Below are 12,749 nucleotides of genomic sequence, written 5' to 3'. Positions count from 1 at the left end.
TTGAGGAATACCGAAAGCGAGCGAAGATCGAACCCAAGAATGCAGAACTAAAAAGATTCCACGGATTGGACCGGGCCAAAGGCTACGGTCTACGAAGTATCCGCATTCAGGCCAAACTAACAGCCCTATCGGTAAATTTAAAGCGGATAGCCAAGCTGGTATCCGCCTTAAAGGGTTTACATGTTCTCATTTTGAAGTTATTATCTCCGTTGGTGGTTAACCGACCAGATTGTGACTGGGTAGCCGCCCAGGCGGCTTAAAAAGGATACTTTTTCAGTGGTTTCGGACCGTCCCCTTGACACCCTGAAAGGCTAGAAATAATTTGACATTTTTAGATAATTCATATATTCTTATAAAAAACGAACAAATGTTTGAGGAGGGTTTTGGGGTGGAGATTAACGAGGTAAATAAAGGTAAAATGGAGGCCCTTAACAGCACTATTAAAAATATTGAAAAACAGTTCGGCAAAGGGTCCATAATGAAACTGGGTGAAGCCGTCAATATGAATGTTGAGGTTATTTCCACGGGATGCATTTCCCTGGATTTGGCCTTGGGGGTAGGAGGCATACCCAGGGGGCGGGTAGTTGAAATATTTGGTCCGGAGTCATCAGGAAAAACTACGGTGGCTCTGCATGCTATTGCCCAAGCCCAAAAAGATGGCGGCATGGCAGCTTTTATTGATGCCGAACATGCACTGGATCCGCTTTATGCTCGAAAACTAGGGGTAGATATTAACAATCTTTTAGTGTCTCAACCGGATTCAGGCGAGCAGGCCCTGGAAATTGCTGAAGCTTTGGTCAGGAGCGGTGCGGTTGACATTATTGTTATCGATTCTGTAGCGGCTCTGGTACCTCGCGCCGAGTTGGATGGTGAAATGGGAGATATTCATGTGGGCTTACAGGCTCGTTTGATGTCCCAGGCCTTAAGAAAACTTACTGCCCACATAGGCAAGTCTAATGCTTGTGTCCTGTTTATCAACCAGATAAGGGAGAAAGTTGGAGTGGTATACGGTAATCCTGAAACAACTACCGGTGGCCGGGCTTTGAAGTTTTATTCTTCCGTAAGAATAGAGGTAAGAAAGGGTGAGGCCATAAAGCAGGGCACAGATCTAATCGGCAATAAAACCAAGGTCAAAGTAGTAAAAAATAAAGTGGCTCCGCCTTTTAAAACGGCGGAATTTGATATTATGTATGGGATAGGTATTTCCCGGGAAGGCGATTTGTTGGATATTGCTGTGACCACAGATATAATTCAAAAAAGCGGTTCCTGGTATGCCTACCAGGGCGAGCGACTGGGACAAGGACGGGAAAATGCCAAGGAATATCTTAAAAACCACCCTGAATTCATGACCTTGCTGGAAAGTCGTATTAAAGATTGGAAACAGGAAGGGAATGCAGCCAGCAACTCACTAGAGGAAGCTTGACAGCCATAGGGAAACTAACTAAAATTTATATAAAGCTCTGGTTGGAAGTCTTACCTTAAAAGCTTGACCATATAGACTGCTTATTTATATAGATGTTGTCCGTAGGCAAAGAGGGAAACCTATATTTTTACGATGAATGGCAGAATGCCAGGAAGTATTAGCTTGTCTGTTAAGGTTAAAGTGAGTTGTTATAAAGCTTACCATTATATATAGGGATAAGTGTGGGTTATTCTATTCTTATCTTAGTTAATAGTGGTCTTAATAACAATAGTGGGTGCAAAGACTTCTTTATGAACCGAGTTTAAACTCGGTTTTTTATTTTCCAGGCTAAATTTTCCTTATAACGGACTGGGCGGCAGTACAGTAAAACCAGTAGATTTAAAGTATGGAATACTAATTTGTGAAAAATTATGCATTAAGGAGGTGATAGAGATAGATCTTACTAGTTTTGTTATAATTACTCTTTCTTTGGCTGTAGGATTGATTGGGGGTTATTACGGGAGACGATTCCTGGCGGAAAGCAGAATACGAACTGCTGAAGAAGAAGTAGCTAAAATGCTCGATGAGGCTGCCAAAGAGGTAGAAGCCAAAAAGAAGGAGATTTTGCTGGAAGCCAAAGATGAGATCCATCGCAACCGGCAGGATGCTGAAAAAGATATCCGTGAACGCCGTCGTGAACTGGATCGAGTTGAGAGACGTATAATACAAAAAGAAGAAATGATTGACAAAAAAACTGAAAACATGGAGAAGAAGGAACAAGTTCTTCTGGAAAAAGAAAAAGAAACGGAAAAAACCCAACAAGACTTGCAGATGATATTAAGCCAACAATTAAAGGAATTGGAACGTCTTTCCGGATTGAGTTCTGAAGAAGCCAAAGAATTACTCTTATATAATGTTTCTCAACAGATTAGACAGGAAACTGCTTTACTAATAAGGGGCATTGAGAACGAGGCTAAGGAAGAAGCTGATAAGAAAGCCAAAAATATTGTATCACTGGCTATTCAAAGATGTGCCGCTGATGTTGTTTCAGAAAGCACGGTATCAGTGGTACCTTTACCTAATGATGAAATGAAAGGACGCATTATTGGTAGGGAAGGTCGAAATATTCGTACATTTGAGGCCTTATCGGGGGTTGATTTAATAATCGATGATACCCCGGAAGCGGTTATTTTGTCCTCCTTTGACCCGATTAGAAGAGAAGTTGCTCGGGTAGCATTGGGCAATCTGGTATCTGATGGGCGAATTCACCCAGCCCGTATTGAAGAAATGGTAGAAAAAGCCCGGAAAGAGATAGAGCAGGAGATTCGCGAAGTAGGAGAACAAGCCGCCTTTGAGGTAGGGGTTCATGGTTTGCATCCCGAGTTGATAAAGTTGTTGGGGAGATTAAAATATCGTACCAGCTACGGGCAAAACGTGCTTCGTCATTCAGTGGAAGTGGCCCATCTGGCCGGGATTATGGCAGCAGAATTGGATGTTGACATAATGCTGGCCAAGCGTTCCGGCTTATTGCACGACATTGGCAAGGCCGTTGATCATGAGGTTTCTGGTCCCCATGTGGAAATAGGAGTAGACCTGGCTAAAAAATACCGGGAAAATAAGGATGTTATTCATGGCATAGAGGCTCATCATGGGGATATAGAACCAGAAACGGTGGAAGCAGTTTTAGTACAGGCTGCGGATGCGATTTCCGCATCTCGTCCTGGAGCCAGAAGAGAAACGTTGGAGACTTATATTAAGCGCTTGGAAAAATTGGAAAATGTAGCTGAATCTTTCTCCGGGGTAGACCGTACTTTTGCCATTCAGGCAGGTAGGGAAATCAGGATAATCGTTAAGCCGGAAGAAATAGATGATCTGCATGCGATTAATCTGGCTCGGGATATAGCCGCCAGGATTGAACAGGATCTTGATTATCCCGGCCAAATCAAAGTTGTGGTTATCAGGGAGACCAGATCAGTGGAATATGCCAAGTAATTGAGGAGTAGAAGCTACTACATATTTGCAAGTAAATTCTTTCTCCTATTATCTACTAGTCAAAAAGGGGCTTGTATCAAGCCCCTTTTTTTATGCATTTCTAATGGAAAGCCTGCTATATTTTACAAGTCCCTAATTAAAGGACTTTTCTATTTCCCTGAAGAAATGGTTTACAATTCGAAATTTAAGGAGAAGATGGGTAATGGACAGAGATTTGGGACTGGATGTTTTTTTGACGGTTTCACTTGATCATCCAGAAATCAACGCAGTTAAATACCTGGCAGATAAAGAGCAGATAATATTGGAAGTAGCCCTTAATACTGTAATCGAACCTATGAAGCGGAAATCTTTTTTGAAAAAAACCAGGGATTGTTTGGATTTGTTTCACCGTCTTGCCGACCAGAAGCCCGTGCTGATGAAAGTTGATTTGATTGATAAATCAGAACTATCCTTTTTGCGCTTTTACCGGGATGTGGGAACCCTGTCTCAGGATGAGATAAGCCTGTTAATCTTGATTTTGCGAGAGGAATTTGCTAATTTATTGGTAAAGGATAATAATGATATTGTAGCTAAAGATGCTTTTAAGAGAAAATTAAAAAGAACTCTGATGCAAAAATTAGACCGGAATAGCTCCAAATCTACCGATTTCCTGGCCTATCGCAAGGAAGGCCGGGTATTTGTATTTAACCGCTAGATGGAGGTTGTTTTTTGAATATTCTTGTTATTGGTGATATCGTTGGCCGGCCTGGGAGAAAAGCTATCCGTGAATTATTACCCCAAATTCAAAAAGATTATAAAATTGTATTTACCATAGCCAATGCTGAAAATGCAGCCGGTGGACGGGGGCTGAGCCGTGAGGTAATGAAAGAGTTGCTTTCCCATAATATTGATGTTTTAACCATGGGCAACCATGTTTGGGACAACAAAGAAATTTTTAATTTTATTGATGATGAATACCGCCTGATTCGACCAGCCAATTATCCTCCGTATTGCCCAGGACAGGGTTATCATGTATATTCTGCCGCTTTTAATCAAAAGATTACCGTGATTAATGCTTCGGGGAGAGTTTTTCTGCCGTCTCTGGATTGTCCTTTTCGGGTGGTAGATGAGATAGTTTCCGAGTTACAGGAAGAATCAGACTATATTATTATTGATTTTCATGCGGAAGCCACCAGCGAAAAACTGGCGTTTGCCCATTTTTTTGATGGAAGAGTTGCTGCCGTTCTGGGCACTCACACCCATGTTCAAACCGCTGATGAAAAGGTATTGCCCGGGGGGACAGCTTATATCACCGATCTTGGTATGACCGGACCGGTCGATTCCATACTGGGTATGCAAAAAGAACAGGTTATAGAAAAAATTATTTTTCAGCGGCCAGTACGGCTGGAGGTGGCAAAGGGAGCTTGCCAGCTTCAAGCAGTAGTATTAAACTTCGATGAAGCCAGCCGCAAGTGTATCAGCATAACCCGCATTTCTCAACAATTACCGGCCTTCTGATCAGCAAAAAAGAGCTATTGCCACTGTTTCTCCTATTTTGCTTATCTAACTTTGACTCTACTGCAAAAAACCCTTTTTGTTGCATGGGGTTGCATAAATATATAAAGCGAGCGTTGGAAGCATGGATGCAGCACCCGGCGAAGACGAGCAGGCGAAAGGGGGCGAGCGACAGGATGTCGCGAGAGCGCCTCACCCTTCGGGTACGCCTGGTGTTCCACCCTGAGGGTGTCACTAATAAGGTTGCCTCCCATGGACGGGAGATTGGCGCGGTACTCCTTGAGCCGCGAAACAAGCCGTTGGTGTTGCCCATGGGTAGCGCCCTGTCGGGCACAACTGATGCTCCCTGCGGTCGCTATTAAGGACGCACCCTGTCGGGCACTTCTGATGTTCCCTTCGGTCACTATTAAGGATGCTGAGCGGAATATTTATGCAAGCTAATGCATAATTATTACTTTTTGCAGTGGAATCAACTTTCTTATGAAAATTAATCCAAAACATTTATGGAAAAAAGAAGGAATTACCAGATTGATTCAGAATATAGATAAATATAAAGGAGCAATCTATCTGTTTTTATATTTTTTGAAGGGGGTTATATTAGTGGAGGTATTAAAAGTCTCAGCTAAATCCAGTCCTAATTCAGTTGCCGGAGCTCTGGCAGGAGTTTTACGAGAAAAAGGAGCTGCTGAAATACAGGCTATAGGTGCAGGAGCCATTAACCAGGCAGTGAAAGCCATAGCAATTGCTCGAGGATTTGTTGCTCCTAGTGGCATGGATCTGATTTGTATCCCTGCTTTTACCGATATAAAGATTGATGGAGAGGAAAGAACGGCTATAAAACTGATTATTGAGCCTAGATGATTATAATATTAAATATTAGCATATTAAGCATATAACCTGCCATCTAAGGCAGGTTTTTGCTGTAGGGAGGGATTATAAATAATGCAGATTGTAGATTTACATTGTGATACTATTTCGGAGATAACTGCGAGCGATGAAGCATTGTTAAGCAATGGGCGACATTTTGACCTGCTGCGGGCAAAAGAAGCCGGCGTCTCTTTACAGGTATTTGCCTTGTTCAGTTCCAGTCGAGAAGCAGATAGCTCATTAAGAGAGATTTTAATGCAAATAGATAAATTCTATCAGGAGCTTGAGCAGAATTCCAGTCATGTGTTTCAGATATTGGGGTCCAATGAGCTGCAAAGGGTTGGTCAAACAGATAAAATAGCCTGCCTCTTACATCTCGAAGGTGCTGATGCAGTAGGTAGTGACCTGGCAGTATTTAGACAATTATGTCATATGGGCTTGCGTAGTATAGGCCTGACCTGGAATTATTCCAATCAACTGGCCGGGGGCATTGCTGAAGGAGGAAATGCCGGGGGATTGACTTGTCAGGGGAAAATAATTCTTAAGGAAATGGAACGGAACGGAATTTTGCTGGATCTCTCCCATATATCTGAAGAGGCATTTTTTGAGTCTTTGGAGTGTTACAATAAGCCCGCCATGGTAACCCATGCCAATGCCCGGGCCCTATGTAATCATCCCAGGAATTTGAGCGATAAACAATTAAAACTGCTGGCGGAAAATGGTGGCGTAATAGGACTTAATCAGGTAGCCCATTTTATAAAAGAAGGGAAAGCTACCCTGGAGGACTTTTTAAATCATGCAGTTTATATTTCCGACTTGATAGGAGTAAAACACCTGGCCCTGGGTTCTGATTTTGATGGAACAGATAGTTTGGTTTTACCTGGGGTCGAAGCTTATGCTACACTGGAACAAAGCCTATATAATAGGGGTTTTCTCCCGCAAGAAGTGGAAATGATTTTTCAACAAAATGCTTTAAGAGTAATGAAGAGGGTTTTAAATGCTTTATGATTTACACATTCATACTAGCGCTTCAGATGGTCTTTTAAGTCCGGTTGAAGTAATCAGCCAGGCCCGGGATATAGGATTGCCAGGACTGGCTATAACCGATCATGATACAGTAGATGGTTTGGAAGAAGCCCGCTGTTTTATGGAAGAGAATAGTCCGGCTTTGGATTTCATCCCAGGAATAGAAATGAATACAGAATTAGCAGAAAAAGAAATCCATATCCTGGGCTACTTTATCGATTATCATAACCGTCTGCTGCTGAAGCGTTTACAGGAAATAAAAGAAGCCCGCTTGGATCGAGCCCGCAAGATGATAATGCGCCTGGCTAATATGGGATTTAATATTGATATGGAACAGGTAGAAAGAATAGCTCGGGGTGATTTGATTGCCAGGCCACATATTGCCCAGGTATTGATGGAGAATGCTTATGTATCTTCTGTTAAGGAAGCCTTTGATAAATATATTGGTAAAGGATGCCCCGCCTATGTTAATCGCTATAAGTTTCTCCCCACTGAAGCCATTGAACTAATAAAAGGGGCTGGAGGTATAGCTGTACTTGCTCATCCGGGTCTCATCAGAGATGATAGTTTTGTTGTTACTATTATTAGCCTGGGCATTGAAGGTATCGAAGTATTTTATCCAGAACATAATCATGGGCAGGTTTTGAAGTATAGCCAATTGAGCCGGGAAAATCGACTGCTTATTACCGGGGGTTCTGATTTTCATGGATACAATCAGGACGAAAACCGAGGTAGAATAGGCTCTTGTGGTGTTAATCCGGAAATAATGCGAAATATTTTCGACTATCAGCAAAGAAAAACAAAAAACCAGCAAGAAGAACATTAGTTTGGGAGGATTTCCCCTACCGTTGTAGAAAAGAAAGATGTGGGAAACTTTTCTGGGGAAAGGTAGGGGAATAATGAGAAGAATTTGGGCCATCATTTTTATGCTTCCAATATTATTACTTTTTAATGGGACAAGCTTAGATGCCAGTGAAGCTGTTTACATAGTTAAATCCGGTGATAGCCTGTGGAAGATTTCCTCGCAACAAGGAATCACTGTTAAGGAGATAAAAGAATTAAACAATTTGACTTCTGATTCTCTCAAGATTGGACAAAAGCTATTACTTAAGGGAAGTATAGGAGTCGAGACGGGAGATAGTTTAGGGCAGGAGAGTTATACGGTACAAGCGGGGGATAGTTTAGAACTTATTGCTCAGAAATTTGCTATGACTGTTGCGCGGCTAAAGGAATTAAACAATTTAAACAGTGATATACTGAACGCAGGGGCTCAACTTAGGGTCGAGAATCGCAATTTAGCCAATCCGTCCCGAGCGGGTTTTCCTCTCGATGGCAGGCTTATTATTGAAAAAGCAGCACAATATTTAGGAACAGCTTATCGCTACGGGGGAGAAGGACCGGCTGGATTTGATTGTTCCGGTTTTGTAAGATATATATTTTCTAACTTTGGTTATAATTTGCCCCATAACGCAGCTGCCCAGTTTAAATCAGCATACGAGCTTGATAGCAGTGAAATGATGATCGGTGACCTGGTGTTCTTTGCCTGTGGAGGTAAGGGAATTGATCATGTGGGGATTTATTCAGGTGATAATAAATTTATCCATTCCAGTTCTCCCCGAAGCGGTGGGGTTATTTATTCTTCATTAACCGAAGGTTATTATGCAGGTAAATATGTTGGTGCTCGCCGGATACTTCGTTAAAAAAACGGTAAAAATAGGAACAAGGTAGTTTTAGGAGGTAAATCGATGGAGGAAAATATATTTGATAGTTTTGGCATTCCCCCTACGATATTTGGGACCAAAGAATGGCAGGATATAGAAAAAAAAGAAAACACTCTGGGAGCAGATATGCTGCTAGCAGAAATTATTGAAAAGAAGATTTGGTCCAATGAAGAAATTCTTTGGGTCATGAAGAGGTTAATCTTCTTTTATGGTAAAAAGGATAAGCTGTTAAAAAAGACCCCGATTGAACGATTATTTGTGAATATGGTTGATATACTTAGAGCGTTTTATGTTATTCTAGATATAAGTAATCCCGAACTTGATGATAATATGAGGAGTTATATCTCTACCAAGCTGGCCGATGCTACTTGGGGAATAAATCTACGAACCCGTGAATACTTGGAAAAGTTGAAAGATAATTAAAAGTTTAAACGGCAGAATAGTCACAAAGAGCATGAAAAGTCACCAATACGCAGCGACATATTTATCAAACTATGCTGCAAGCCATCCCACTTAGGGTAAAAATATTATAGGCTTGTATTCTAGCAAGAAATTATTCATTTCTTTTAATATATCTATTCATATTATTTCTCTGATATAGAATTTATAAGTCTAGGATTAATGGTATTTTTGCCCCTAATTCTATTTTCAGGGAGGACGAAATGCCATCCAGCAGGGAAGAAATCATCCGGCGAATTATTGGGCTTGAGGACAGGATTTCACGATGCTTTCGTTGTAAATCTTTGATTAAATGCACTGGAAGACCCTCATTGGGCAAGGGTGAATTGGAACCCGAGCTAATGCTGGTGTTTGAGTCAGAGAATAGGCTGACCCGCGACTCGAAAAAGCTAATCGAACTAAGAAGGTTTATCCAAGATGAGTTTAAGCTAAAAGATATTTACCACAGCTTCCTGGTAAGGTGCCACCCCAAGGCATGCACCTTGCAAAAAAGTATTGCGGCATATACTGATTATCGACTCCCTTCTGAACGCTATATAGATAATTACAATATATGCTTGTTGAAACAAGAGCCTTGTAGCGGTATATTAGTAAGACCAGGTTATGAAGAGATACTATTTTGTTTGCCTTTTTTGCTGGAAGAAATCGATATACTACATCCCCGGTATATTATTCTTTTTGGGCAAAGAACCGCAGAATTTGTATTAAGATCATTTGGTATTTTTGGTGATATTGCAAATAACCAACATTTTGAGAAAGATGGCATGGCTTTTATCTTTGTAAAATATCCCCAGGAAGATTTTGCTCTCCAAGACCTTAAAGCATTACAGAGAATCTTTCATAAAGCTTCATCTTAATTAATCTAAGAATTATTCCCCTCTATTAGAAAACACTAATTTATGTTAGAATTAAATTTAGGAAACAGAGGACATCTTACCCATTTTGCATACCTTAATTGTTAGGGCCTTTATTTGGTGCCGGTTAAGGAGGTGGTAAGAACTAAATTGTCTTTAAAAAGATTCTTTTTTATGTTAGAATTAAATTTAGGAAACAGAGGACATCTTACCCATTTTGCATACCTTAATTGTTAGGGCCTTTATTTGGTGCCGGTTAAGGAGGTGGTAAGAACTAAATTGTCTTTAAAAAGATTCTTTTAATTGAAGTTATTTGAGAGGAGGAAGTTATAAATGGCAACTAAAGAAAGCTTGAAGAAAGCATTTGTTATTAGTGAGAGTTCTGCCGAAAAACTTTGGGATATGTGGTTGGTAACTTTGGGGAGTATGTCCTGGACTCAAGAACAAATTGAAAATATGATAAGAAAGTATCTGGATCAAAGAAAAGTAGCCAGAGAAGAAACTACCAAATTAGTTGAGGAATTGATGAATCAGGCTAAAAAGAATAATCAACAGCTGCAAAAGATGATGCAAGAAGCCGTAAACGCTACCATGGAGAATGTTGATTTCCCAAGTTTTACTTATTTTGAGGAGTTGAATAAAAAGGTTGAAGACCTTTCCAAAAAGGTTGAAAACCTTTAATAACATAATTATTTGATAAATAGCGGTTATGGTATTTATGCCATAACCGCATTATATCTTAGCCAAGAATCCAGGTGAAAGGAGCAGAGCAGTTATATGTCCCAGGAAAGTGATAAAGCAAAAAATGATATTCAAATCCCGGATATGGCTGAATTGTGGAAAGAAATGTATTTCACTACTGAAGGCGATTGGGCCAAAACTATGAAGAGTTTTATTAGCACGGAAACATTTGTCGCCATGTTGGACAAGACTCTGGAACAGTATCTGGCTATGTCTAAAATCAGTCGCCAGCAGATGGACAAGTTTTCAGAAAAAGGGGTTGTTCCCAGCAAAAAAGATATTGCCCGGGTGGCCGAATTGGTTATTTCGCTGGAAGAAAAAATAGATATGATGGAATTCCAGTTCTTTGATAATTTTAATAAGATGACAGATAGTGTTATTAAAATGGTAGATTTTCAGAATCATTTCAAACAGGAATTGTCTTTAATAAAGACTGAATTGCAAGAGATAAACCGTAATATTGAGAGTCTTAAACCGGCTCACAAAAACCAGCCGAACGAGCAAATTGAACCGGTGGCAGAAGCCCCCAAAAGCAAAAAGAGAGGCAGAAAAAAAGCCGTAGAAAAAACCACTTTACCAGATAATATTAAAGGGAGTTAAATAGCATAACCTTGATAAGGGGGAGGGGCTTGCCGGATGATTGAACATATATATGATGAATTAAACATCGGAGATATGGACTATGTAGAGAAAACCATCACTGAAACCGATGTTTACCAGTATGCTGGCATTACGGGCGATTTCAGTTGGCTGCACGTAAATGAGGTGCGCTCGCGGCAAGGACATTTCAAAAAACGGGTTGTTCATGGTATGCTCTTGGTAGGTTTGATATCCAACGTGATTGGCAATCGCATGCCAGGAGCCGGAACCATTTATGAAACTCAGGATATCCGCTTTCTAAAACCTTGTTTCATTAATGATACTATCAGGGCTCAGACCGAAGTAATAGAAAAACTGCCCCGGGGAAGGGTTAAGCTAAGAACCTCATGTTTTAACCAGTTCGGTGAATTGATTTTAGATGGAGTCGCTGTGGCCATACCACCCCGAGACCACATAATAAAATAAGCGGCAGCGAATTCAGTGAAGGAGAAGAGGAAGAATGAAAAAACCTTTTTTACACAGTGAATCCGCGGCAGATGTTGGCATGGAAATACAACAGAGCTATGACCGTTTACTGGAGACCACTCGAAAATGGATAGATATACTGCATTTTGACCCTCTTCTTGAGACCGGCCTGACCCCCAAGGATATTGTATGGCGAAAGAATAAGAGCCGTCTTTATCGATATGTCAACCATAAGGGATACAAACATCGAACTCCTATATTAATGCTCTATGCTCTCATTAATAAGGCTTATATACTTGACTTAAGACCAGGTATGAGTCTGGTTGAATACCTGGTTGACCGGGGTTTTGATGTTTATCTCTTGGACTGGGGTGAATTTGATTGGGAAGACCGGGATTTAAGCTTCAGCCAGATAATTGCTGACTATATATCCCGGGCCGTATATAAGGTTTGCCAGTATTCTAATGTAAACGAGTTAAGCATTCTGGGTTATTGCATGGGTGGCACTATGGCTACGATGTATGCATCATTGTATTCCCAGCCGCGGATTAAGAACATGATTTATGTAGCGGCCCCATTGATTTTGGAGATGCCGGCTTATCCAGTATATGGTTGAAAGCATCCGTTTTTGATGTGGACAAGGTTACTGATACATTTTCCCTTATTCCCAAGGAATTTGTTGACCTGGGGCTTAAGATGTTAAATCCCGTTAATAACTTTGTGGCCACTTATACTCGTCTTTGGAAAGCAATAGACGAAGGTGTTTCCATCGAAGCCTGGAAGGCTTTAAATAAATGGGTGGATGATAATATTAATTTCCCTGGTAAAGCTTATCGGGAGTGGGTTAAATATCTTTATCAGGAAAATGCCCTGGTGAAAGACGAATTCATAATTAACGGTCGCAAAGTGGTTCTATCCAATATAGATGCTGCTTTGCTGGTTCTTACCGGTAAAACCGATCATATCGTATTGCCGCAGCAGTGCACTCCCATACTTGAGCTTAGCTCTTCCCGGGACAAGACTAATTTACAGTACCCAGTGGGTCATGGGGGACTGGTATTTGGAAGCCGGGCCAGGAATGAGGTATATCCTACCATTGCGGAATGGCTGGCCCAGCGCTCTTAAGTG

General features: G+C 41.0%; 16 protein-coding genes. All 16 read left to right on the top strand.

Going from position 1 to position 12,749, the window contains the following annotated elements; all coding sequences use genetic code 11:
* Positions 1-260, top strand: a 260-nt coding sequence (locus AWB54_RS13490; protein ID WP_174520071.1) for a transposase, incomplete at its 5' end; no start/stop codon positions are given.
* 158 nt (positions 261-418) lie between these two features.
* Positions 419-1,423: a recombinase RecA gene (gene recA / locus AWB54_RS13485; RefSeq protein ID WP_174520073.1), complete on the top strand. Its 1,005-nt coding sequence runs from the start codon at positions 419-421 to the stop codon at positions 1,421-1,423.
* A gap of 423 nt (positions 1,424-1,846) precedes the next feature.
* Positions 1,847-3,394 (top strand): ribonuclease Y, encoded by a 1,548-nt coding sequence (gene rny, locus AWB54_RS13480; RefSeq protein ID WP_153014742.1) that lies wholly within the window; start codon positions 1,847-1,849, stop codon positions 3,392-3,394.
* A 202-nt stretch (positions 3,395-3,596) separates the two neighbouring features.
* Positions 3,597-4,088 carry a hypothetical protein gene (locus tag AWB54_RS13475; protein ID WP_061215122.1) on the top strand — a complete coding sequence of 164 codons (492 nt, stop codon included), beginning with the start codon at positions 3,597-3,599 and terminating at the stop codon, positions 4,086-4,088.
* Positions 4,089-4,102: 14 nt separating this feature from the next.
* Positions 4,103-4,891 carry a TIGR00282 family metallophosphoesterase gene (locus AWB54_RS13470; RefSeq protein WP_061215121.1) on the top strand — a complete coding sequence of 263 codons (789 nt, stop codon included), beginning with the start codon at positions 4,103-4,105 and terminating at the stop codon, positions 4,889-4,891.
* 597 nt (positions 4,892-5,488) lie between these two features.
* On the top strand, positions 5,489-5,749 hold the full coding sequence (locus AWB54_RS13460) for a stage V sporulation protein S (protein WP_011640662.1): 261 nt from the start codon (positions 5,489-5,491) through the stop codon (positions 5,747-5,749).
* A gap of 81 nt (positions 5,750-5,830) precedes the next feature.
* Positions 5,831-6,763, top strand: coding sequence for a dipeptidase (locus AWB54_RS13455; RefSeq protein WP_061215119.1), 933 nt, complete (start codon positions 5,831-5,833; stop codon positions 6,761-6,763).
* Positions 6,753-7,607 carry a PHP domain-containing protein gene (locus tag AWB54_RS13450; protein ID WP_061215118.1) on the top strand — a complete coding sequence of 285 codons (855 nt, stop codon included), beginning with the start codon at positions 6,753-6,755 and terminating at the stop codon, positions 7,605-7,607. The genes AWB54_RS13455 and AWB54_RS13450 overlap by 11 nt, the downstream gene beginning before the upstream one ends.
* 73 nt (positions 7,608-7,680) lie before the next feature.
* The gene (locus AWB54_RS13445) at positions 7,681-8,481 is read left to right on the top strand and encodes a C40 family peptidase (RefSeq protein ID WP_160328963.1); all 801 of its coding nucleotides are present in this window, start codon (positions 7,681-7,683) and stop codon (positions 8,479-8,481) included.
* Between the two features lie 45 nt (positions 8,482-8,526).
* On the top strand, positions 8,527-8,925 hold the full coding sequence (locus tag AWB54_RS13440; protein WP_061215116.1) for a hypothetical protein: 399 nt from the start codon (positions 8,527-8,529) through the stop codon (positions 8,923-8,925).
* A gap of 377 nt (positions 8,926-9,302) precedes the next feature.
* Entirely contained in the window at positions 9,303-9,818 is a 516-nt protein-coding gene (locus AWB54_RS13435; protein ID WP_160328962.1) for a uracil-DNA glycosylase family protein, read from the top strand.
* Positions 9,819-10,148: 330 nt separating this feature from the next.
* Positions 10,149-10,496, top strand: coding sequence for a phasin family protein (locus tag AWB54_RS13430; RefSeq protein WP_061215114.1), 348 nt, complete (start codon positions 10,149-10,151; stop codon positions 10,494-10,496).
* A gap of 96 nt (positions 10,497-10,592) precedes the next feature.
* On the top strand, positions 10,593-11,156 hold the full coding sequence (locus AWB54_RS13425; protein ID WP_061215113.1) for a hypothetical protein: 564 nt from the start codon (positions 10,593-10,595) through the stop codon (positions 11,154-11,156).
* 36 nt (positions 11,157-11,192) lie between these two features.
* On the top strand, positions 11,193-11,621 hold the full coding sequence (locus AWB54_RS13420) for a MaoC family dehydratase (RefSeq protein WP_011640654.1): 429 nt from the start codon (positions 11,193-11,195) through the stop codon (positions 11,619-11,621).
* A gap of 34 nt (positions 11,622-11,655) precedes the next feature.
* Positions 11,656-12,237 carry an alpha/beta fold hydrolase gene (locus AWB54_RS16415; protein WP_235811193.1) on the top strand — a complete coding sequence of 194 codons (582 nt, stop codon included), beginning with the start codon at positions 11,656-11,658 and terminating at the stop codon, positions 12,235-12,237.
* Positions 12,234-12,746: a hypothetical protein gene (locus AWB54_RS16410; RefSeq protein ID WP_235811192.1), complete on the top strand. Its 513-nt coding sequence runs from the start codon at positions 12,234-12,236 to the stop codon at positions 12,744-12,746. Before AWB54_RS16415 ends, AWB54_RS16410 begins: the two co-directional genes overlap by 4 nt.
* The last annotated feature ends 3 nt before the right edge of the window (positions 12,747-12,749 follow it).

The organism is Syntrophomonas wolfei subsp. methylbutyratica, assembly GCF_001570625.1.
Classification (GTDB): domain Bacteria; phylum Bacillota; class Syntrophomonadia; order Syntrophomonadales; family Syntrophomonadaceae; genus Syntrophomonas; species Syntrophomonas methylbutyratica.
Note: the sequence above shows the minus strand (reverse complement) of the source record. Positions and strands in the feature narration are given on the sequence as shown.

What these genes read in the sequence shown, in the direction of transcription:
- AWB54_RS13445 (WP_160328963.1), top strand. Translation starts at nt 7,681, where the DNA reads ATGAGAAGAATTTGGGCCATCATTTTTATGCTTCCAATATTATTACTT.
- AWB54_RS13425 (WP_061215113.1), top strand. Translation starts at nt 10,593, where the DNA reads ATGTCCCAGGAAAGTGATAAAGCAAAAAATGATATTCAAATCCCGGAT.
- recA (WP_174520073.1), top strand. Translation starts at nt 419, where the DNA reads ATGGAGGCCCTTAACAGCACTATTAAAAATATTGAAAAACAGTTCGGC.
- AWB54_RS13440 (WP_061215116.1), top strand. Translation starts at nt 8,527, where the DNA reads ATGGAGGAAAATATATTTGATAGTTTTGGCATTCCCCCTACGATATTT.
- AWB54_RS13420 (WP_011640654.1), top strand. Translation starts at nt 11,193, where the DNA reads ATGATTGAACATATATATGATGAATTAAACATCGGAGATATGGACTAT.
- AWB54_RS13475 (WP_061215122.1), top strand. Translation starts at nt 3,597, where the DNA reads ATGGACAGAGATTTGGGACTGGATGTTTTTTTGACGGTTTCACTTGAT.
- AWB54_RS13435 (WP_160328962.1), top strand. Translation starts at nt 9,303, where the DNA reads ATGCTGGTGTTTGAGTCAGAGAATAGGCTGACCCGCGACTCGAAAAAG.
- AWB54_RS13430 (WP_061215114.1), top strand. Translation starts at nt 10,149, where the DNA reads ATGGCAACTAAAGAAAGCTTGAAGAAAGCATTTGTTATTAGTGAGAGT.
- AWB54_RS16415 (WP_235811193.1), top strand. Translation starts at nt 11,656, where the DNA reads ATGAAAAAACCTTTTTTACACAGTGAATCCGCGGCAGATGTTGGCATG.
- AWB54_RS13450 (WP_061215118.1), top strand. Translation starts at nt 6,753, where the DNA reads ATGCTTTATGATTTACACATTCATACTAGCGCTTCAGATGGTCTTTTA.
- AWB54_RS13455 (WP_061215119.1), top strand. Translation starts at nt 5,831, where the DNA reads ATGCAGATTGTAGATTTACATTGTGATACTATTTCGGAGATAACTGCG.